A 21,082-nucleotide genomic window follows, 5' to 3' on the forward strand; every position below is an offset into this window, starting at 1 on the left:
GGAGCTCGTATGTTTTCCAGCAAGCGCAAGAGTGGCAAGCCGCAAAACCGGATCGATAGTCTGATTGGTGCTGGTACCCGCATCGAAGGCGATGTCCGTTTCTCGGGGGGGTTGCGTATCGATGGTGAAGTGAAGGGCAATGTCTACGCCGATAAGAGCGTCGACAGCACCCTGGTTATCAGCGAACAGGCACAGGTTGAAGGCGAGATCAGTGTGGCCCACGTCGTCATCAATGGGACGGTGATCGGCCCCGTTTTCGCTGCAGAAACTTTGGAACTTCAGCCGAACGCAAAGGTCACCGGAGATGTCGAATACACAACGCTAGAAATGCAGCAGGGGGCGGTGGTTCAGGGGCGCCTGATTCACCAGGCCGGCAAGGCTGTTGAACTCAAGCTGGCGACATCTGCCGCTGGTTGAGTGCACCTGCTGGAATCCGCCTGAGGCGCCCGTTTTTTGATTGAAGGAGTTTTTGTATGAATGCTGTTACCGAGATGCCCGTCCCCCTCAACTTTACCGATGCTGCGGCCTCCAAAGTGAAGGAGCTGATCGATGAAGAGGGCAACCAGGCGCTGAAGTTGCGCGTGTTCGTCACCGGCGGTGGTTGTTCCGGCTTTCAGTACGGTTTCACCTTTGATGAAGTCACCAATGATGACGACACCGCGATGGAAAAGAACGGTGTGACGCTGCTCATCGACCCAATGAGCTACCAGTACCTGGTCGGCGCCGAGATTGATTACACCGAGGGGCTCGAAGGCTCCCAGTTTGTGATCAAGAACCCGAACGCAACGTCGACCTGCGGTTGCGGATCCTCTTTTTCTGTGTGAGGCAGCGTTGTGAGAATAAAAAAACGGCCGGGGTTACCCGGCCGTTTTTTTTGCTCTCGTCGCGGCGCCTGCGGCGTTATGGGCCTGGCGACGGGGAGCCCCGCTGTTGGCGTTAACGTGAAGCGGTGACGGTTGCCCCACTGTTGTCGCGCTTGATGAGGGCAAGTTGTTGTTGCAATGCGGCGGTTGTGCTGCGGAATCGTGCCAAATCGGCGGCGGCCAAGGGGGGCGTGCCGGGCAGGGCGATGGTGAGCGGATTTACCTGGTTGCCATCAATGCGGAATTCGTAGTGGAGGTGCGGGCCGGTGGCCCAGCCCGTCTGGCCGGTAAAGGCAATCACGTCGCCTTGACTGACCCGGCTCCCTACCTTGATTCCGGGGGCGAAGCCGCTGAGGTGGCCGTAAGCCGTACTGTAGCGGCCGGCATGGCGTACCACGACGATATTGCCGTAGCCGCCTTGCCGACCGGCGATTTCGACGACTCCGTCGCCAACGGCTCTGACGCGGGTACCAATGGGTGCGCCGTAATCAACCCCTTTATGGGCGCGCATCTGGTGGAACACCGGGTGCAGGCGAGCATTTGAAAAACCAGAGGTGACCCGGGAAAATTCAAGAGGCGAGCGAAGGAAGGCTTTGCGCAGACTGCGGCCATCTGGCGTGTAGTAGCCACCCTTGGTGTCGCCGGACGGTTTGTAGAAGACAGCGCTGTAGCGCTTGCCGTCGTTGGTGAATTCGGCGGCCAAAATACGGCCGGCACGCACAGGTTGGCCTTGGTGGTAAAGCATTTCGTACACCAGGTGAAAGCGGTCGCCGCGGCGCAGGTCACGGTGGAAATCCACCTCGCCGCCAAAAATATCGGCTAGCTGGCTGGCGATTGCGTCGGGGATATCGGCGGCATCGGCGGCTGCAAATAGTGAGCTGCGAATCTCACCGGAACCGTGCTGAACCCGGGTGCTGAGTTGTAGTACTTCGTGGTGGGTGACGAAATGTTCTCCCCGTCGCTCGACGACGAGTACCTGGTCCGCTGTGTTCAGGGGAAAGATCAAGGCAAGTAGACGCCCATTCGCATCGCTGCGGGCGCTGACAACTTTGCCGGGAGCGAGCTGTCGGTGGATGGGGGCCGCTTCTGCGGCAGTGCGCAGATATACCGCGGCATCACTGTCATCAAGCCCCAGGCGCATCATGAGTGCAGCGATCGAATCGCCGCGCTGTACCCGCTCCTCGCGTAGGTACCCCCACTCGCCCGTGTCGACGATCTGATTGGCCTGGATGGCGAGCTGCTCCACGACCGTCTGTTGCAGGACGGGGGTATTGTCCTCGCCTGTTGCCAAGGCGAAAACCGTCGCGGCGGTCGTTAAGAAAATTGCCCCGATTGCCGCGGTAATACGCGGGTGGCGGGGGGGGCGGACCCTTAGGCGGGCATGTGTGAGAAGGCTTTGCGCTAGAATGCGGCTCTTTTGCAGGGACATCGTAGGAGCTTGGAAGGTCGATTAATTGGCCGTCAGTATACCCAAGCACGCGCTGTCCCCAAGTTTGTTTTCCGCCTGTCCATTCAAGGACTTCCGGAGTGCGAGAGAGTGCTATGAGTCATCACGTTGAAGAGAGTCTGGGATTGATCAAGCGCGGCAGCGACGAGCTGCTGGTGGAGTCCGAGCTGGTTGAAAAGCTCAAGACTGGGCGCCCCTTGCGCATCAAGGCTGGCTTCGATCCCACGGCTCCTGATCTTCACTTAGGGCACACGGTGCTCATCAACAAACTGCGGCACTTTCAGGATCTGGGGCATCACATCACCTTCCTGATTGGTGACTTCACAGGAATGATCGGGGACCCTACCGGCAAGAACACCACGCGCCCACCGCTCTCGCGCGAACAGGTCTTGGAGAATGCGAAAACCTACCAAGCTCAGGTGTTCAAGATTCTTGATCCGGCCAAAACCGAAGTGGCTTTCAATTCGGTCTGGTTTAACGACCTTGGCGCGGCAGGCATGATCAAACTGGCGGCGCACTACACGGTGGCCCGCATGCTGGAGCGGGATGACTTTTCGAAGCGGTACTCGGGGGGGCAGCCCATCGCGGTCCACGAATTCCTGTACCCCCTGTGCCAGGGCTACGACTCGGTTGCGCTCAAGTCTGATGTGGAGCTTGGTGGTACGGACCAGAAATTCAACTTACTGGTCGGTCGCGAGCTACAAAAGCACTACGGACAGGCTCCCCAATGCGTTCTCACCATGCCATTGCTGGAGGGGCTGGATGGCGTCAACAAGATGTCCAAGTCCCTGGGCAACTATGTTGGCATCACTGATGCGCCGCGAGACATGTTTGGCAAGCTCATGTCCATTTCCGATGTCTTGATGTGGCGCTACTTTGATCTGCTTTCCTTCCGTAGCAATGCCGAGATCGCCGCGCTCAAGCGCCAGGCCGAGGAAGGGCGCAATCCGCGCGATATCAAGGTCGAGTTGGCGCAAGAAATCGTTGCGCGCTTTCATAGTGCGGCAGCGGCCGAAGAGGCGTTGGTGGAGTTTGAATCGCGCTTCCGCCAGGGGGTGCTGCCGGAAGACATGCCGGAGGTTAAGCTCGCCTGTGGGGCGGATGGCCTGTCGATTGCCCAGCTCTTGAAGCAGGCCAACCTGACGGCCTCTACTTCTGAGGCGCTGCGCATGATCGAGCAGGGAGCGGTGAAGATTGATGGTCAGCGCATTGACGACAAGAGCTTGCACATCAGCGGCGCTGCTTCTTTTGTTGTGCAAGTTGGAAAACGCAAGTTTGCTCGAGTGGTGTGCGCCTAGGAATGGCGGGGTTTCCGGCAGTAATTTTAGAAAAATAGGGTGAAGTAGTTGACGCGGTGATTTGTATCCGTATAATTCGCCCTCTCGCTGCTGCAGCGGGAAAGTTGGTTCGGTAAAACGTGTTTCTGATCAATGAGTTAGAAAGCAATTTTCCGAATTGGCTGCAAGTCAAAACGTTTTGAAATGTTTTAAAAAACGAGTTGACAGCGAATTAGATGTCTGTATAATTCGCTCCTCGCTGCAGACAACGCAGCGAAATGCAACAAAGCAGCAACAAGCCGGAAACGGCAAGCTCTTTAAAAATTGAACAGCCGATAGGTGTAGGTGCTTGGCTAAGTGGAGACCGACTTCGGTTGGTTAAAGTTAGTAAGGCGCTTGCACATAGATAGGTAGTTTTCGAATTACCAATTCTTGTCAAGCCAGCGAGAGATTGAACTGAAGAGTTTGATCCTGGCTCAGAATGAACGCTGGCGGCATGCCTTACACATGCAAGTCGAACGGCAGCATGACCTAGCTTGCTAGGTTGATGGCGAGTGGCGAACGGGTGAGTAATGCATCGGAACGTGCCTTTTAGTGGGGGATAACGTAGCGAAAGTTACGCTAATACCGCATATTCTCCGAGGAGGAAAGCAGGGGACCTTCGGGCCTTGCGCTAGAAGAGCGGCCGATGTCGGATTAGCTAGTTGGTGAGGTAAAGGCTCACCAAGGCAACGATCCGTAGCGGGTCTGAGAGGATGATCCGCCACACTGGGACTGAGACACGGCCCAGACTCCTACGGGAGGCAGCAGTGGGGAATTTTGGACAATGGGCGAAAGCCTGATCCAGCCATGCCGCGTGAGTGAAGAAGGCCTTCGGGTTGTAAAGCTCTTTCGGCCGGGACGAAATCGCATTCTCTAATACAGGATGTGGATGACGGTACCGGAATAAGAAGCACCGGCTAACTACGTGCCAGCAGCCGCGGTAATACGTAGGGTGCGAGCGTTATTCGGAATTACTGGGCGTAAAGCGTGCGCAGGCGGTTGTGTAAGACAGACGTGAAATCCCCGGGCTCAACCTGGGAACTGCGTTTGTGACTGCACGGCTAGAGTACGGCAGAGGGGGGTGGAATTCCACGTGTAGCAGTGAAATGCGTAGAGATGTGGAGGAACACCGATGGCGAAGGCAGCCCCCTGGGCCAGTACTGACGCTCATGCACGAAAGCGTGGGGAGCAAACAGGATTAGATACCCTGGTAGTCCACGCCCTAAACGATGTCAACTAGCTGTTGGTGGGGTTAAACCCATTAGTAGCGTAGCTAACGCGTGAAGTTGACCGCCTGGGGAGTACGGCCGCAAGGTTAAAACTCAAAGGAATTGACGGGGACCCGCACAAGCGGTGGATGATGTGGATTAATTCGATGCAACGCGAAAAACCTTACCTACCCTTGACATGCCAGGAACTTGCCAGAGATGGCTTGGTGCCCGAAAGGGAGCCTGGACACAGGTGCTGCATGGCTGTCGTCAGCTCGTGTCGTGAGATGTTGGGTTAAGTCCCGCAACGAGCGCAACCCTTGTCATTAGTTGCCATCATTCAGTTGGGCACTCTAATGAGACTGCCGGTGACAAACCGGAGGAAGGTGGGGATGACGTCAAGTCCTCATGGCCCTTATGGGTAGGGCTTCACACGTCATACAATGGTCGGTCCAGAGGGTTGCCAACCCGCGAGGGGGAGCTAATCCCAGAAAGCCGATCGTAGTCCGGATCGCAGTCTGCAACTCGACTGCGTGAAGTCGGAATCGCTAGTAATCGCGGATCAGCATGCCGCGGTGAATACGTTCCCGGGTCTTGTACACACCGCCCGTCACACCATGGGAGCGGGTTCCGCCAGAAGTAGGTAGCCTAACCGCAAGGAGGGCGCTTACCACGGCGGGGTTCGTGACTGGGGTGAAGTCGTAACAAGGTAGCCGTAGGGGAACCTGCGGCTGGATCACCTCCTTTCTAGAGTAAATACTGCTTGGTCAAGTACCTACAGCCTATCGGTTGTTCAAGTTAGCTGCACAGACGGAGGGTCTGTAGCTCAGTCGGTTAGAGCACCGTCTTGATAAGGCGGGGGTCGTTGGTTCGATTCCAACCAGACCCACCAACGTTTGAACCTGTTCATCGTTGGCTTATCAAGATGGGGGATTAGCTCAGCTGGGAGAGCACCTGCTTTGCAAGCAGGGGGTCGTCGGTTCGATCCCGTCATCCTCCACCACGCACTCGCGTGTCTGATCGGCTGTTCAGGATGAAATCCGAAACAACAAATGGTAAGCAATTGCCGGTTGCTGTTTCTGGTTTTAACCAGACTGTGCTCTTTAACAATACGGAAGTAGGTTGTATCTCTGGTTGCCGACAACCAAGACCAGAGATACGGTTGTGATTGCATCGTGCGTACCGGCAAGTCAGCCCGGTACGTCACAAGCTGAGTATGCTTCCTGTGACGCGTCTCGTAAGAGATCTTAGCGTTATAGGATCAAGCGACTAAGTGCATGTGGTGGATGCCTTGGCGATCACAGGCGATGAAGGACGTGCAAGCCTGCGAAAAGCTCCGGGGAGCTGGCAATGAAGCTTTGATCCGGAGATGTCCGAATGGGGAAACCCACTCCGCAAGGAGTATCCCAGACTGAATACATAGGTCTGTGGAAGCGAACCCGGCGAACTGAAACATCTAAGTAGCCGGAGGAAAAGAAATCAACCGAGATTCCCAAAGTAGTGGCGAGCGAAATGGGACCAGCCTGCACGATATAGCATCTACGTTAGAAAAACGGAATGGAAAGTCCGGCCACAGAGGGTGATAGCCCCGTATTCGAAAACCTGGGTGTGGAACTAAGCGTGCGACAAGTAGGGCGGGACACGTGAAATCCTGTCTGAAGATGGGGGGACCATCCTCCAAGGCTAAATACTCGTGATCGACCGATAGTGAACCAGTACCGTGAGGGAAAGGCGAAAAGAACCCCGGGAGGGGAGTGAAATAGATCCTGAAACCGCATGCATACAAACAGTGGGAGCCCCCTCGTGGGGTGACTGCGTACCTTTTGTATAATGGGTCAGCGACTTACGTTCAGTAGCGAGCTTAACCGAATAGGGGAGGCGTAGGGAAACCGAGTCCGAATAGGGCGTCTTAGTTGCTGGGCGTAGACCCGAAACCAGGTGATCTATCCATGGCCAGGATGAAGGTGCGGTAACACGCACTGGAGGTCCGAACCCACTAACGTTGAAAAGTTAGGGGATGAGCTGTGGATAGGGGTGAAAGGCTAAACAAACCTGGAAATAGCTGGTTCTCCCCGAAAACTATTTAGGTAGTGCCTCAAGTATCACTCTCGGGGGTAGAGCACTGTAATCGTTGGGGGGGTCATTGCGATCTACCCCGCGATAGCAAACTCCGAATACCGAGAAGTGCCAGCTTGGGAGACAGACATCGGGTGCTAACGTCCGGTGTCAAGAGGGAAACAACCCAGACCGCCAGCTAAGGTCCCAAATGATATGCTAAGTGGGAAACGAAGTGGGAAGGCATAGACAGCCAGGAGGTTGGCTTAGAAGCAGCCATCCTTTAAAGAAAGCGTAATAGCTCACTGGTCGAGTCGTCCTGCGCGGAAGATGTAACGGGGCTCAAGCATATAACCGAAGCTGCGGATGTCCTTGTGACATGGTAGGGGAGCGTTCTGTAAGCCTGCGAAGGTGTCTCGTAAGGGATGCTGGAGGTATCAGAAGTGCGAATGCTGACATGAGTAGCGATAAAGCGGGTGAAAAGCCCGCTCGCCGAAAGCCCAAGGTTTCCTACGCAACGTTCATCGGCGTAGGGTGAGTCGGCCCCTAAGGCGAGGCTGAAAAGCGTAGTCGATGGGAAACAGGTCAATATTCCTGTACCTCGCTGTAATGCGATGGGGGGACGGAGAAGGTTAGGCCAGCCATCTGTTGGAATAGGTGGTTTAAGCGTGTAGGGAGATCCTCTAGGCAAATCCGGAGGGTCAATCCTGAGGCGTGATGACGAGTCTGCTTGCAGACGAAGTGGTTGATACCCAGCTTCCAAGAAAAGCCTCTAAGCTTCAGTTACAGCGGGACCGTACCGCAAACCGACACAGGTGGGCAGGATGAAAATTCTAAGGCGCTTGAGAGAACTCAGCAGAAGGAACTCGGCAAATTTGCACCGTAACTTCGGGAGAAGGTGCGCCTCAATAAGGTGTAGTCCCTCGCGGGCGAAGCCGTAAGAGGTTGCAGTGAAATGGTGGCTGCGACTGTTTAATAAAAACACAGCACTCTGCAAACACGAAAGTGGACGTATAGGGTGTGACGCCTGCCCGGTGCCGGAAGGTTAAGTGATGGGGTGCAAGCTCTTGATCGAAGCCCCGGTAAACGGCGGCCGTAACTATAACGGTCCTAAGGTAGCGAAATTCCTTGTCGGGTAAGTTCCGACCTGCACGAATGGCGTAACGATGGCCACACTGTCTCCTGCTGAGACTCAGCGAAATTGAAATGTTTGTGAAGATGCAATCTCCCCGCGGCTAGACGGAAAGACCCCATGAACCTTTACTGTAGCTTTGCATTGGACTGTGAACCGATCTGTGTAGGATAGGTGGGAGGCTATGAAACCAGGACGCTAGTTCTGGTGGAGCCGTCCTTGAAATACCACCCTGGTTTGTTTGCGGTTCTAACCTAGGCCCCTGAATCGGGGTCGGGGACAGTGCATGGTGGGCAGTTTGACTGGGGCGGTCTCCTCCTAAAGGGTAACGGAGGAGTACGAAGGTACGCTTAGAACGGTCGGAAATCGTTCGCAAAGTGCAATGGCAAAAGCGTGCTTGACTGCGAGACCCACAAGTCGAGCAGGTGCGAAAGCAGGTCATAGTGATCCGGTGGTTCTGTATGGAAGGGCCATCGCTCAACGGATAAAAGGTACTCTGGGGATAACAGGCTGATACCGCCCAAGAGTTCATATCGACGGCGGTGTTTGGCACCTCGATGTCGGCTCATCTCATCCTGGGGCTGTAGCCGGTCCCAAGGGTATGGCTGTTCGCCATTTAAAGAGGTACGTGAGCTGGGTTTAAAACGTCGTGAGACAGTTTGGTCCCTATCTGCCGTGGGCGCTGGAAGTTTGAGAGGGCCTGCTCCTAGTACGAGAGGACCGGAGTGGACATTCCTCTGGTGTACCGGTTGTGACGCCAGTCGCATCGCCGGGTAGCTAAGAATGGAAGAGATAACCGCTGAAAGCATCTAAGCGGGAAACTCGCCTCAAGATGAGACTTCCCTGGAGACTCGATCTCCCTCAAGGGTCGTTCAAGACCAGGACGTTGATAGGCTGGGTGTGGAAGCGCAGTAATGCGTTAAGCTAACCAGTACTAATTGCCCGTGAGGCTTGATCCTATAACCCTAAGATTCACAGCGGCATACCAGCACGCAATCACAACAACCAACCTACTCCCGTATATCGGCCGACTGCATCCACAGTCGCCCCAAGCTTCGCTTGGCGGCCATAGCATCTTGGACCCACCCCTTCCCATCCCGAACAGGACCGTGAAACGAGATCGCGCCAATGATAGTGAGCTTCCGCTCGCGAAAGTAGGTCACCGCCAGGCTCCCCATAAAAACCCCTGTTAGCAACCGCTAACAGGGGTTTTTTACTTTCATCCCCCCCCAATCCCCAGACCCCACGAGAGAAATCCTCTCCCTAGTCCCGCACCCCGGTCGGGAACCCCCTGCGCCGGGGACACGCTTGCATAAACACAGGCTAACGTCGTGCACTCAAGACTTACGACTCCCGGCAGAAGCACGCGCCAAGGCTTCCTCCCTAACCAGTTGCCCCACACCGCAGATCAAGTGGGCGAGCGGCCCCCTGGCTCACGGAACAGCAGCGGCCCTGTCTGATCAAGCACGCTCAACGCGCTGATTCCAGACGCGCTCTGATAAACCGAGAATCCCAAAGTCAGAATCCCCCCCTCTCTCTGTGCGCCTGTGCGGGCGTAACAAGGGCTGCAACGCGTCAGCACGGCTGACGATCTCCTCTATCCTTGATACCCCACAAACAGCATCAAATTACGTACCGCGGAGGGTGCTCATCTGATCGTACTGGAACAAAATTCCATGGCGCAAATACAAGAAGAGGTGCTCTGCATGGTATAGTTCGGCGTGGCGGGTCTCCCCGCATTGCAGGGTGGTCAATCTGGTCAGGTCCGGAAGGAAGCAGCCACAGCCGCTTACTGCAAGTGCCGGGGGTTAGGCTCGCCACCCTCATTTCTCAGGACGCAACTCTGCGGCCTGTCTTTTCTGCCCGGACCCGATCACGTCGGGGGCCGCAAGCGGCGGGCGAAACTCCCCTTCTGTTAGAATCCGGTCCATGAGCTACCAGGTCCTGGCGCGCAAGTGGCGCCCCAAAAGCTTTCAGACCCTCGTCGGGCAAGAGCACGTCGTTCGTGCCTTGACGCATGCCCTGACCGAGGGGCGCTTGCACCACGCCTACCTGTTCACCGGTACGCGGGGCGTGGGCAAAACCACGATCGCCCGCATTCTGGCCAAGTCGCTGAACTGCGAAAGCGGCGTGACGGCAACCCCCTGCGGCCAGTGCGCCGCGTGCAGCGAAATCGATGCCGGGCGCTTTGTGGACCTGCTCGAGGTGGATGCCGCCACCAACACCCGGGTGGATGAGATGCGGCAGCTGCTGGAAAACGCGGTGTACGCGCCGACCCGTGGCCGCTTCAAGGTCTATGTGATCGACGAAGTGCACATGCTGTCCAACTCGGCCTTCAACGCCATGTTGAAGACCCTGGAGGAGCCGCCGGAGCACGTCAAGTTCATCTTGGCCACCACCGACCCGCAAAAAATCCCGGTCACCGTGCTGTCGCGCTGCTTGCAGTTCAACCTGAAGCAGATGTCGCCGCCCAACATCGTCTCGCACCTGACTCGCATCCTTGAGGCCGAGACGGTGGCGTTTGAGCCGCCGGCCTTGGCGCTGCTTGCCCGCTCGGCCAACGGCAGCATGCGCGATGCCTTGTCCCTGCTCGACCAAGCTATTGCCCATGGCGCCGGCCGGGTTGAAGAAGCGGGGGTGCGGGACATGCTCGGCACCGTGGATCAGGACCACCTGTTCACCGTGTTGGACGCCCTGATCGCCGAATCCCCGGCGGATCTCGTGGCGGTGGCCGATACCATGGCTGGGCGCAGCCTGTCCTTCGACAGCGCCCTGGCTGAATTAGCGACCCTGCTGACCCAGATCCAGATTGAACAGATGGCGCCCGGGGCCCTGGGCGACACCCTGCTGGAACGGGAGCGCGTGACCGCCACGGCCACGGCCATGGCCCCCGAGTTCGTTCAGCTTGCCTACCAGATCGCCCTGAAGGGGCGCGAGGAATTGCCGCTGGCGCCAGATGCCCACGCCGGGTTCCTGATGACCCTGCTGCGCATGCACGCCTTCCGCCCGGCGGGATCGTCGGCCGGTAGTGCCGCTCCTGCCGCCGGTGGTGGCTCGGCCCGCCGTCCTTCCCTTCCTGCCGCTGCTGCGCCTCGGGTAGCCGCACCTGCCGTGAGTGCCACGCCTGCTGCGACTGGGCGGGATGCGGCCCCGGCTTTCTCCGCCTCTCCCGCCCAGGCAGTGCCCGAGGCCGCGGCTGTGGTGGCGCCACCGCCTGCTTCTGCTGCACAAGAGCCCGCGCCCCTAATGGCCAGCGCATCGGACAATGGACTGCCCCCCTGGGGCGATCTGCTCGCTCGGGCGCGGCTGAGTGGCATGGCCCGGGAGCTGGCGTATCACTGCGAATTGCGCGGTAGTGACGGCGGCACCATTGCCTTGCGCCTGCCGCCGGCCCACCGCCACCTGCTGATCAAGCCTGCCCAGGATCGCCTGGTGCAAGCCCTGGGCGAAGCCCTGGGGCGTGCCGTGCAAGTGCGCATCGAACTTGCCGATACCGAGAGCGAAACCCCGGCGGCCGTGGCCAAGCGCGAGCGCCAGGAACGCCAGGACGACGCCGTCTCGGCAATCGAGGCCGACCCCTTCGTGCGCGAGGTGATCGACACCTTCGACGCCACCTTGATCGAAGCCTCGATCAAGCCGCTCTGATTTTCGCCGTACCGTTTTTTTACCGATCATCGACGTAGAAAGGACTCCCATGCTCCGTGGTGGCATCGCCGGCCTGATGAAGCAGGCCCAGCAAATGCAGGAAAACATGAAGAAGGCCCAGGACGAACTCGCCCTGGTCGAAGTCGAAGGCCAGGCCGGTGCCGGCATGGTCAAGGTGCAGATGACCTGTGGCCACGCGGTCAAGCGCGTCACCATCGACCCGTCGGTGATGGACGACAAGGAGATGCTCGAGGACCTGATCGCCGCCGCCGTGAACGACGCCGTGCGCCGTGGTGAAGAGGTGACCAAGGAGCGCATGGCCGGTTTTACCGCCGGCCTCAACCTGCCGCCGGGCATGAAGCTGCCGTTCTAACCGGTTCACGTATCGCCGGCCCGACGGGCGGAGCCTGCTTCCTTGAGGTAAGGCGCCGCCCGTCGTGCTTTTCACTGACCTTTGGTACTCCGCTCATGAATCCCGGTAGCCTCGACGCCCTCATCGACGCCCTCAAATGCCTGCCCGGGGTCGGCCCGAAATCGGCCCAGCGCATGGCCTACCATCTGCTGCAGCGCGACCGCAAAGGTGCCCAGAAACTGGGTGAGTCCCTGCTCAATGCCTTGACTGCCCTGCGTCCCTGCGCCCGCTGCAACACCTTCACCGAGGCCGAGGTGTGCGAGCGCTGCCTGTCGCCCAAGCGGGACGCCACCTCCCTGTGCGTGGTGGAAACGCCGGTGGACATGAACATGATGGAGCAGACTCAGGCCTTCAACGGCCTGTATTACGTGCTCATGGGCCGGATCTCGCCCCTCGATGGTCAGGGGCCAACCCAGCTCGGGCTGGACAAGCTGCTCAAGCGGGTGGACGACGGGGTGGTGCAGGAAGTGATTCTGGCCACCAACTACACCAACGAGGGCGAGGCCACCGCCCACTACCTGTCCGAACTGCTCAAGGCCCGGGGCATCAAGGTCAGCCGCATCGCCCGGGGGATCCCGGTTGGCGGGGAACTGGAGTACGTGGATGCCGGCACCCTGGCCCAGGCCCTGCGCGAGCGACGGGGCATCGAAGGTTAAACTCCGGCTCCCCGCGCCGGTCTGATCTTACCCCTTCTTCTCGCAAGGCCCGCCCATGGATACCCCGTCCCCCGCAGCGTCGTCGTCGGCACCGCGGCAAGAACCCGCCATCCTTGGCGGCGGCTGCTTCTGGTGCCTCGAAGCGGTATTCCAGGAGTTGGCGGCAGTCAGCGCCGTGACCTCCGGCTACTGCGGCGGCAGCGTGGCCGCCCCCAGCTACGAGGCCGTGTGTGGTGACGGCACCGGCCATGCCGAAGTGGTGAAGATCGTGTTCGATCCGGCCGCCCTGCCGTTCGCCACCCTGCTCGACGTCTTCTTCGCCATCCACGACCCCACCACCCTCAACCGTCAGGGTAACGACGTGGGCACCCAGTACCGCTCCGTCATCTTCTGCCAGAGCGAGGCCCAGCACGATGCCGCACTGGCGGCCGTGGCCCGGGCCGAGGCTCACTGGGGGCGCCCGGTGGTCACCGAGATCGTCGCCCCCGTTCCGGCCCAGCCCTTCTGGCCGGCGGAGGACTACCACCGGGACTACTTCCGCCTTCACGGCCACCAGCCCTATTGCGCCTTCGTCGTCGCCCCCAAGGTGGCCAAGGCGCGCCAGGCTTTCGCCCACCTCCTGGCCCGCTGACGCGGGGGCGCCCTCGATCTATTAATTTTCTTCAAGTATCGGAATTGGCGCGTTGCCAAACTCCAATGCTGGCGCGGACCTTTGGTTTTTGCCCATGCCGATGTATGAATTTTTTTAATACATCGCCCGGCGTGGGCGCTTGGGGCTGACCCGCCCGCTGGGCCCCGGGGACGGACCCCGCGGAAGCGGACCTGGGCGTGGCCTTCTCGCGCCCCGGCCCTGGATTAGGCCTACGCCAGCCGGCCCATACCCCACTGGATCAGCCACAGCGCCACCATGCCGCCGGCGATGGTGGCGGTGACGTTGCGGGTGCGCCAGGCCACCAGCAGGGCCGCGATGCCGGCCCACAGGCGCGGATTGTCGACGGCCAGGCTGACTTGGCCGGCCACGGTCAGGGTGCCCGGAATGGCGATGGCCGCCAGCACCGCCGCCGGCACGAAGGCCAGGGCGCGGCGGAACCAGCCGGGAAAACTGGCCCGGCCGTGCAGCACGATGAAGATGGCCCGGGTCGCCAGGGCGATCAGGGCCACGGCGGCGAAGACCAGCCACAGCTGGGCGGGCGTCCAGGCGCTCATGGCCGGCCTCCCGTTGATTGCCCAGGAGGCGCCCCATGGGCCTGGCGCGCCTCCCGGGCCGACCACAGGCCCCCGGCGGCGATGCCGGCCACGGAGGCGACGATCAGCCCGAGGCGGAAGGGCAGGCCGGCGGCCGTCAGCGCCACCACCCCGCCGGCCACCGCTGCAACCAGGGTGCCCCGGTTGCGCACCGCCGGCACCAGCATGGCCAGGAAGGACAAGGGCACGGCAAAGTCCAGGGACCAGGCGGCCGGCACCTGGGCACCGAGCAGGGCCCCCAGCGCCACCCCGGCCTGCCACAGGGTCCATTGCATCAGGCCGCCGCCCAGGTGGTACCAGGCCCGGCCCGTGGCGTCGGTGCCCACGCCGCGCCCCTCGGTGAAGTGCTGCAGGCTGGCGGCGAAGCCCTGGTCGGTGGTCAGGTAGGACAACCCCAGCTTCCAGCGCAGGGGCAGGTGGCCCAGGTGGGGCGCCAGGGCGGCGCTGTACATGAGAAAGCGCAGGCTCACCACCAGGGTGGCGAGCAGGATCACCGCCACCGGGCTGGCGATGGCCAGCAGCTGACACACCATCAGCTGGGCGATGCCGGAAAAGGTCAGCAGCGACAGGCCGATGGTCTGCCACGGCGTGAGGCCCACGCCGGTGCCGGCCACCCCGGCGATCAGGGCGAAGGGCACCAGCCCGACCAGGGTGGGCGACAAGGCCCCCATGCCGGCGACGAAGGCGGGACGGTCGAAAGAAAGGGCGGGCAAGGCGGACACGGCTGGCGCGGGCAAAGGGGCCATTGTAGGGGCAAACCCGCGTTGCCCGGCGCGGGCGGGCGACGGCGCGAAAACGTGTCCGTCCGCTGCCTTAGAGATCGTCCAGTCGGGCCAGCATGGCCTCTCCCGCCGCGCGCAGGGCCGCCCGTTCTTCCGGGCTGCGCCGCGCCAGGTTCCGGTAGGCCAGGGCCAGGCGCGGGTTGCCGCCGAGCCGGTCCTCGTTGCGGTCGAGAAAGTGCCAGTACAGGGCGGTGAACGGGCAGGCCCGGGGGCCGTGGGCCTGGTCGGGGCGGTAGCGGCAGCCGGCGCAGTAGTTGGACATGCGCTTGAGGTAGGCGCCGGAAGCGCAGTAGGGCTTGCTGGTCATGACCGGGCCGAGGGCGAAGAGGGCCATGCCCAGGGTGTTGGGTTCCTCGACCCAGGCCACCGCGTCCACGTACGCCGCCAGGTACCAGTCCGCCACGGCCCGGGGCGAAAGCCCGGCCAGGAGGGCGAAATTGCCCGTCACCATCAGGCGCTGGATATGGTGGGCGTACCCCAGCGCCAGGGTTTGGCGGATCGTCTGGGCCAGGCAGTTGGCCTGGGCCTGCCCGGTCCAGAACCAGGCCGGTAGCGGGCGCTCGGCCCCCAGATGATTGCTGTGGGCAAACCCCGCGTCGCCGCGCCGGCGGCTTTCGCGCATGTACATCCCGCGCACGAATTCGCGCCAGCCGAGGATCTGGCGGATGAACCCCTCGGCCGCCGCCAGGGGGACGCGCCCCTCCCGCCAAGTGGTTTCGGCGGCGTCCACCACCTCGCGCGGGTCGAGCAGCTTGAGGTTGAGGGCGGCCGCCAGCAGCGAGTGCCAGAGCACCGGTTCCCCCTGCCACATGGCGTCCTGGTAGCGGCCAAAGTAGGGGAGCCGGTCGGCGATGAAGCGCTCCAGCAGCACCCGGGCTTGGGCCGGGGTGACCGGCCAGGCGAAGCCTTCAAGGCCCCCGGGGTGGTCGGCAAAGGTGGCCGCCACCTCGTCGAGCACGTCCCGGGTCGTCCCGTCCGGGGCGAAGCGGGGCACCGGGGGCAGGGGGCCCGGACCGTCCGGGGGAAAGGCGTCCCGGTTGTCGCCGTCGAAGTTCCAGCGGTCCCCGGCCGGCGCGCCGGCGGTAGTCATCAGCACCCCGTGGCGGCGGCGCATCCAGCGGTAGAAGAACTCCATGCGCAGCTGGGGCTTGTCGCCGGCCCAGGCGGCAAAATCGTCGCCGGTGCAGAAAAAGTGGGGGTCGGGGCGCACCTCCAGGGCCACGCCGGCCTGGCGGCAGGCAGCGGCCAGGCCCGACAGCACGCGCCGGTCCCCCGGTTCCAGCACCGTCACCCGGGCGATGCCCCCACCCTGGCGCGCCAGGGTGTCGGCCAAGGCGGCCTCAAGGGTGGGGTAGCGGCCGAGGCGGTGGTAGTCCAGGGGCACCCCGGCCTCGCGCAGCGTGGCGGCGAAGTGGCGCATGGCCGCCAGGAAGAGGGCGATGCGGGCCTTATGGCTCCAGACGTGGCGGGCTTCCCCGTCCGCCTCGGCCATCCAGACCCGATCCCGGGCCGGGTCCAGGTCGGCGAGCAGGGGATGGGGGCGGTGTGGGGTGTGGGGATGGAGCTGGTCGCCCAGGATCAGGCGCAGGGTGCCGCCGGTAAGACGGGGGTCAGCCATCGGCCCCTGGCTCCGATGCCGATTTGCGGCGACGGCAGGCGTCGCTGCAATACTTGACCGTCTCCCAGGTACGCGCCCACTTGCGCCGCCAGCTCATCGGCCGGCCGCAGACGGCGCAGGGCTTGGTCGGCAAGGCCCGTTTGAAGCCGGGCAAGCCACGGGCCATGGCGCTTCTCCTGCCGGATCAGGAGGCCGCGCCGGCGCGCCAGTCGCGCAGGGCCTGGACCGCTTCTTCGAGGCGGCCGAAGCAGCGTACCCCGGGCAGGGGGGAGAGGCGTTCCACCCCCGCGCCGCCGGCCCAGATGGCGACCTGGGGCGGCAGCAATTCGCGCAGTTGCGCCAGCAGGGGCGCCACCTGGCGCTGCGGAAAGGCGGACGAGAAGGACAGGGCCACCACATCGGCCGCCTGGGCATTGGCCGCCAGGCGAATGTCGTAGAGCGGGGTCTGGGTGCCGAGGGAGACGCAGCTCACCCCTTCCATGGCGAACAGGGCCTCCACCATCAGCAGGCCGAGGATGTGGTGTTCGTCCGGCACCGTGGTCAGCAGCACCCGGGGGCGTCCGCTGGCCGGCGGCAGGGAGGCGATGGCCTGGCGCAGCAGGGCTTGCATCTGCTCGGTGTACAGATGCTCTTCGAAGACCTGGAAATCGCCGCTCATCCAGGCATTGCCCACGGCGTCGTTGAGGGGCGCCACCGTATCCAGGACAAAACGCCCCAGCCCCTGGCGGATCATCGCCTGGTGCAGGGCGTGGCGCAGCGCCGGCACGTCGTGCTGGCGCACCAGTTCCAGCACCTGGCGGCAGAGCCCCCCCGTGTCCGGCGCCACCGGACGGGAGGCCGCGCCCCCGGCCCGCTTGCTGGGACTGCTCCCCCCGGGCTCTTCCGCCGGAGTGGCCAGGGCGGCCAGATCCCCGTCGGGGATGGTCATCAGCCGGCCGGGACGAAAACCCCGATCCATCAGGCGCTTGACCAGGCGGAGTTTGTCCACCTGTTCCGGCGCATAGATGCGTTCTCCGTTGCTGTCCCGCTCCGGCGTGGGGAATCCATAACGTCGTTCCCACACCCGCAGGGTGTCCTTGGAAACGCCGGTTTCCCGCTCGACGGCGGCGATGGTCATGTATGGCCTGTTCATTATTTGTCCAAGACAATATTGCGTCAAAAGGTTGACTCTTGGTTTTTGTCAGCCTATCTTAGGGGCGAGATTCAATTTTGTCTAGGACAATCATGCGCACCGTGATGCACGCTTACACCACCTTGGCTGCTCCGTCGGCCGGTCCGTCCCGTCTCCGGGCGGTGCGTTGCGCCGGGCTGGTCGGGGTGCTGCTGGCGTCGCTAGGGAGCGCCAATGGCGCCGAGATGGCGGCCCACGCCCGCGCCGGCGGCGTGGCGGACCCGGCGCGGGCGACAGCCCCGGCAAATGCTGACGGCACAGGGGCGCTCGTTAGCCGGGAGGAACCCGAAGCCGAACAGGCTGTCTTGGACAATAGTGGGGCGCGGGGTTTGCCGGGGACTACTTCGCCACCGTCGGCCGCGCTGCTCCCTGTTCCCTTCCCGTCCGCCGCTGTGCTGCTGCGCCTGCATGGCCTGGCGGCAGCGGCCTGGACCCCCGCGGGGCGAGGCGATCTGCGGGCCGGTCGGCCATTCGTCCTCGTCAAACCCGCCCCGACAGCGCAAAAGGCCGGCGGCTGAGCCAGCCCGGCCGCGGAGATTTGCCATGATCAAACGCTTTCTTCTTCCCCTGGCTGCCCTGGTGCTGCCGCTGGCCGATGCCGCCGCGGCACCCGGCGCCGGCGTCCCCGGCGATTGTCCGGCGCTGCTGCACCAGACCTTTCCCGGCCTGCAGGACGGCAAGCCGCGCAGCCTGTGCGAGTACCGCGGCAAGGTGCTGCTGGTGGTCAATACCGCCAGCTACTGCGGCTTCACCTCCCAGTACGACGGCCTGGAAAAGCTCTACGCCAAGCTCAAGGACAAGGGCTTGGTGGTGGTGGGCTTCCCCTCCAACGACTTCGGCCAGCAGGAGCCGGGCTCCGACAAGGAGATCGCCGATTTCTGCCGCCTCACCTACGACGTCAAGTTCCCCATGTTCAGCAAGACCAGCGTCGCCGGAGCCCGGGCCAACCCCTTTTACCGCGACCTGGCCCAGCGCACCGGCAAGACGCCCCAGTGGAACTTCCACAAGTATCTGATCGACCGCAGCGGCCAGCAGGTGCTGTCCTTCGACAGCCGGGTGGCCCCCGACGACCCCGCCTTGCAGGCGCGCATCGCCGAATTCATCGCCGCGGCCCGCTGAGCGGCGCCCGTTCTTTGCCGTCCCATCCTGAATCCTCCCTTTCCCCAGGAGAACCCTGATGAACGCCCCGGACAAGATCTTCCTCCCCGACATCCAATCCACCCCCGATACCCGCCAGCTGGCCATCCAGCAGGTGGGGGTGAAGGGCCTGCGCTACCCCCTGCTCCTGCGCACCCCGGCCGGCGAGCGGGCCACCGTGGCCGAGTTCGCCATGACCGTGGCCCTGCCGCCCGAGGTCAAGGGCACCCATATGTCGCGCTTCGTCGAAATCCTCGAGCGGCCCCGGGCGGCCCTGGCCCCGGCGGATTTTCTCGCCGTGCTGGGTGACACCCTGGTGCGTCTGGACGCCCGCAGCGGCCGCATCGAAGCCCGCTTCCCCTACTTCATCGAGAAGCGCGCCCCGGTGTCCGGCGTCGCCAGCCTGCTCGACTACGACGTGGCCATCGTCGCCGAACAGCTGCCCGATGCCGCGCCGCGCCTGACCCTGGAAATCACCGCCGCGGCCACCAGCCTGTGCCCCTGCTCGAAGAAGATTTCCGCCTATGGCGCCCACAACCAGCGTTCCCACCTGACCCTGCGCGCCCAGTTGCGCCCGGGCCAGGAAGATCGGCTGTCGATCGAGGCTCTGGTGCGCCTGGCCGAGGAGGAGGCTTCCTGCGAGGTGTTCGGCCTGCTGAAGCGCCCCGACGAGAAGTGGGTCACCGAGCGGGCCTACGACAACCCCAAGTTCGTCGAGGACCTGGTGCGCGACATCGCCCTGCGCCTGATGGCCGAGCCCGCCGTGGCGGCCTGGACGGTGGCCTCGGAGAACTTCGAGTCGATCCACAACCACTCGGCCTACGCCGAACTGCACGGGGTCAATGCCTGAGCCTGCGGCTCGGCCGCCCCGCGCCCCTCGCGCCGCCCACACCGATAACTCCGATAACACCAACAACGCAACCTTTGCCCGGGATCACGGCACCATGCTCAGCTTCGCCACTTCCTCCCCCTCTGTCTCCCGCCCGCTGCCGCCCGACGCCCGGGTGGCGGTGGTCGGCTCCGGTATCTCCGGCCTGGCCGCCGCCTGGCTGCTCGGCCAGCGCCACCACGTCACCCTGTTCGAGGCCGACACCCGCCTGGGCGGCCACACCAATACCGTGGATGTCGCGGTGGACGGGGTCAGCGCGCCGGTGGATACGGGCTTCCTCGTCTTCAACCACCACACCTACCCCAACCTCACCGCCCTGTTCGCCCACCTGGGGGTGGCTTCCTCCGCCACCGACATGTCGTTCGCGGTGAGTTTCCGCGAGACCGGGCTGGAATGGGCCGGCACCAACCTCAACACCGTCTTCGGCCAGCGCCGCAACCTGCTCAAGCCGGCTTTCTGGCGCATGCTGCGCGACATCCTGCGCTTCAACCGGGAGGCCCCGGCCTGGCTCGACGCCCAGCCCCACGACCCGCGCTCCCTGGGGGTCTACCTGGCGGACAACGGTTATTCCCGGGAATTTTCCGAGTGGTACCTGCTGCCCATGGCGGCGGCCATCTGGTCCTGCCCCACCGGCAAGATGCTCGACTACCCCCTCGCCACCTTCGTGCGCTTCTGCCGCAACCACGGCCTGCTCCAGGTGGCGGACCGGCCCCAGTGGCGCACCGTGCTCGGCGGCGGCCGGGAATACGTGGCCAAGCTGGCCCTGGGCATCGACACCATCCACCTGTCCACCCCGGTGCGGGGCGTCGAACGCCAGGCCGACGGCCGGGTGCGGCTCCACGCCGGCAGCGGCGATACCACCCTGGGCGAGGTGTTCGACGCGGTGGTGCTGGCCTGCCATTCCGACCAGGCCCTGGCCATCCTCGGTGACGGCGCCCGGGCGGAGGAAAAGCGCCTGCTCGGCGCCCTGCGCTACGAGCCCAACGTGGCCTGGCTGCACACCGACCCGGCCCTGCTGCCGCGCCGGCGCAGCCTGTGGTCGGCGTGGAACTACGTGGCCGACCGGCCCGGGCTGGACGCCCGGCCGGTGGGGGTCTCCTACCTGATCAACCAGCTCCAGCCGCTGCCCTTCGCAACCCCGGTGGTGGTCACCCTCAACCCGGACAGGCTGCCCCGGGACGAGCACGTGCTGGCCCGCTTCGACTACGCCCACCCCCTCTTCGACGGCCCGGCCATCGCTGCCCAGGCCCGGCTGGCGACGCTCCAGGGCCAGGACGGGGTGTGGTTCTGCGGCGCCTGGGGCGGCTACGGCTTCCACGATGATGGCCTCAAGTCGGCTCTGGCCGTGGCCAACGCCCTGGGCTGTCGCGCCCCCTGGCAGGGCCAGCCGCAAGCCGCGCCGGCCGGTGCGCCGTCCCAGGCCCCTGCCTGGAACCCCGCGCCAGTCCTCGACCTTCAAGGGGGTGGCCTGCAAAGCCGCGCCCAGAGCCGAGTTTGAGGCAG

General features: G+C 63.1%; 16 protein-coding genes, 2 tRNA genes, 3 rRNA genes and 1 other RNA gene. 16 read left to right on the plus strand and 6 right to left on the minus strand.

The window, feature by feature from the left end; genetic code table 11:
• Positions 1–9 precede the first annotated feature (9 nt).
• On the plus strand, positions 10–417 hold the full coding sequence (locus OTERR_RS03215) for a bactofilin family protein (protein WP_149424845.1): 408 nt from the start codon (positions 10–12) through the stop codon (positions 415–417).
• A 56-nt stretch (positions 418–473) separates the two neighbouring features.
• A complete protein-coding gene (erpA, locus tag OTERR_RS03220) occupies positions 474–824 on the plus strand; it encodes an iron-sulfur cluster insertion protein ErpA (protein ID WP_054621911.1) in 351 nt (116 codons plus the stop codon).
• Positions 825–936: 112 nt separating this feature from the next.
• Here the strand turns inward: erpA and OTERR_RS03225 are convergent, their stop codons facing one another.
• Positions 937–2,292, minus strand: a complete 1,356-nt coding sequence (locus tag OTERR_RS03225) for a peptidoglycan DD-metalloendopeptidase family protein (RefSeq protein ID WP_149424846.1) — start codon at positions 2,290–2,292, stop codon at positions 937–939.
• 113 nt (positions 2,293–2,405) lie between these two features.
• Between OTERR_RS03225 and tyrS the strand changes: the two genes are divergently transcribed.
• From tyrS to msrA, 11 genes are all read left to right on the plus strand, one after another.
• A complete protein-coding gene (gene tyrS / locus OTERR_RS03230; protein WP_149424847.1) occupies positions 2,406–3,608 on the plus strand; it encodes a tyrosine--tRNA ligase in 1,203 nt (400 codons plus the stop codon).
• Positions 3,609–4,040: 432 nt separating this feature from the next.
• A 16S ribosomal RNA gene (locus OTERR_RS03235) occupies positions 4,041–5,584 on the plus strand.
• A gap of 68 nt (positions 5,585–5,652) precedes the next feature.
• A tRNA-Ile gene (locus OTERR_RS03240) sits at positions 5,653–5,729 on the plus strand.
• Between the two features lie 35 nt (positions 5,730–5,764).
• Positions 5,765–5,840, plus strand: a tRNA-Ala gene (locus OTERR_RS03245).
• Positions 5,841–6,096: 256 nt separating this feature from the next.
• Positions 6,097–8,983 (plus strand): 23S ribosomal RNA (locus tag OTERR_RS03250).
• A gap of 99 nt (positions 8,984–9,082) precedes the next feature.
• Positions 9,083–9,195, plus strand: a 5S ribosomal RNA gene (rrf, locus tag OTERR_RS03255).
• The 16S, 23S and 5S rRNA genes sit together here with 2 tRNA genes alongside, the layout of an rRNA operon.
• A gap of 552 nt (positions 9,196–9,747) precedes the next feature.
• An RNA gene (gene ffs / locus OTERR_RS03260) (signal recognition particle sRNA small type) lies at positions 9,748–9,846 on the plus strand.
• Between the two features lie 107 nt (positions 9,847–9,953).
• Positions 9,954–11,669 carry a DNA polymerase III subunit gamma/tau gene (gene dnaX, locus OTERR_RS03265; RefSeq protein WP_149424848.1) on the plus strand — a complete coding sequence of 572 codons (1,716 nt, stop codon included), beginning with the start codon at positions 9,954–9,956 and terminating at the stop codon, positions 11,667–11,669.
• Between the two features lie 49 nt (positions 11,670–11,718).
• Positions 11,719–12,042: a YbaB/EbfC family nucleoid-associated protein gene (locus OTERR_RS03270; RefSeq protein ID WP_054621652.1), complete on the plus strand. Its 324-nt coding sequence runs from the start codon at positions 11,719–11,721 to the stop codon at positions 12,040–12,042.
• A gap of 95 nt (positions 12,043–12,137) precedes the next feature.
• On the plus strand, positions 12,138–12,737 hold the full coding sequence (gene recR / locus OTERR_RS03275; RefSeq protein ID WP_149424849.1) for a recombination mediator RecR: 600 nt from the start codon (positions 12,138–12,140) through the stop codon (positions 12,735–12,737).
• A gap of 55 nt (positions 12,738–12,792) precedes the next feature.
• Positions 12,793–13,368: a peptide-methionine (S)-S-oxide reductase MsrA gene (gene msrA / locus OTERR_RS03280; RefSeq protein ID WP_149424850.1), complete on the plus strand. Its 576-nt coding sequence runs from the start codon at positions 12,793–12,795 to the stop codon at positions 13,366–13,368.
• Between the two features lie 230 nt (positions 13,369–13,598).
• Here msrA and OTERR_RS03285 read toward each other — a convergent pair whose 3' ends face one another.
• The 5 genes from OTERR_RS03285 to OTERR_RS03305 all read right to left on the minus strand — a co-directional run bounded on the left by OTERR_RS03285 (position 13,599) and on the right by OTERR_RS03305 (position 17,499).
• Entirely contained in the window at positions 13,599–13,943 is a 345-nt protein-coding gene (locus OTERR_RS03285) for an AzlD domain-containing protein (protein ID WP_149424851.1), read from the minus strand.
• Positions 13,940–14,704: an AzlC family ABC transporter permease gene (locus OTERR_RS03290; RefSeq protein ID WP_223115990.1), complete on the minus strand. Its 765-nt coding sequence runs from the start codon at positions 14,702–14,704 to the stop codon at positions 13,940–13,942. Before OTERR_RS03290 ends, OTERR_RS03285 begins: the two co-directional genes overlap by 4 nt.
• A gap of 91 nt (positions 14,705–14,795) precedes the next feature.
• Positions 14,796–16,382, minus strand: a complete 1,587-nt coding sequence (locus tag OTERR_RS03295; protein WP_149424852.1) for a cryptochrome/photolyase family protein — start codon at positions 16,380–16,382, stop codon at positions 14,796–14,798.
• Positions 16,375–16,548 (minus strand): DUF2256 domain-containing protein, encoded by a 174-nt coding sequence (locus OTERR_RS03300; protein WP_082397094.1) that lies wholly within the window; start codon positions 16,546–16,548, stop codon positions 16,375–16,377. The genes OTERR_RS03295 and OTERR_RS03300 overlap by 8 nt, the downstream gene beginning before the upstream one ends.
• An 18-nt stretch (positions 16,549–16,566) precedes the next feature.
• On the minus strand, positions 16,567–17,499 hold the full coding sequence (locus tag OTERR_RS03305; protein WP_246154305.1) for a MerR family transcriptional regulator: 933 nt from the start codon (positions 17,497–17,499) through the stop codon (positions 16,567–16,569).
• Positions 17,500–18,096: 597 nt separating this feature from the next.
• On the opposite strand from OTERR_RS03305, the gene OTERR_RS03310 reads away from it, so the two are divergent.
• From OTERR_RS03310 to OTERR_RS03320, 3 genes are read left to right on the plus strand one after another with little or no spacing between them, the layout of a single operon-like run.
• On the plus strand, positions 18,097–18,672 hold the full coding sequence (locus OTERR_RS03310; RefSeq protein WP_149424854.1) for a glutathione peroxidase: 576 nt from the start codon (positions 18,097–18,099) through the stop codon (positions 18,670–18,672).
• 58 nt (positions 18,673–18,730) lie between these two features.
• Positions 18,731–19,540: a GTP cyclohydrolase FolE2 gene (gene folE2, locus OTERR_RS03315; protein WP_149424855.1), complete on the plus strand. Its 810-nt coding sequence runs from the start codon at positions 18,731–18,733 to the stop codon at positions 19,538–19,540.
• Positions 19,533–21,077, plus strand: a complete 1,545-nt coding sequence (locus tag OTERR_RS03320) for an NAD(P)/FAD-dependent oxidoreductase (RefSeq protein WP_425466023.1) — start codon at positions 19,533–19,535, stop codon at positions 21,075–21,077. The genes folE2 and OTERR_RS03320 overlap by 8 nt, the downstream gene beginning before the upstream one ends.
• Positions 21,078–21,082 lie beyond the last annotated feature (5 nt).

This window comes from Oryzomicrobium terrae, assembly GCF_008274805.1.
GTDB lineage: Bacteria > Pseudomonadota > Gammaproteobacteria > Burkholderiales > Rhodocyclaceae > Oryzomicrobium > Oryzomicrobium terrae.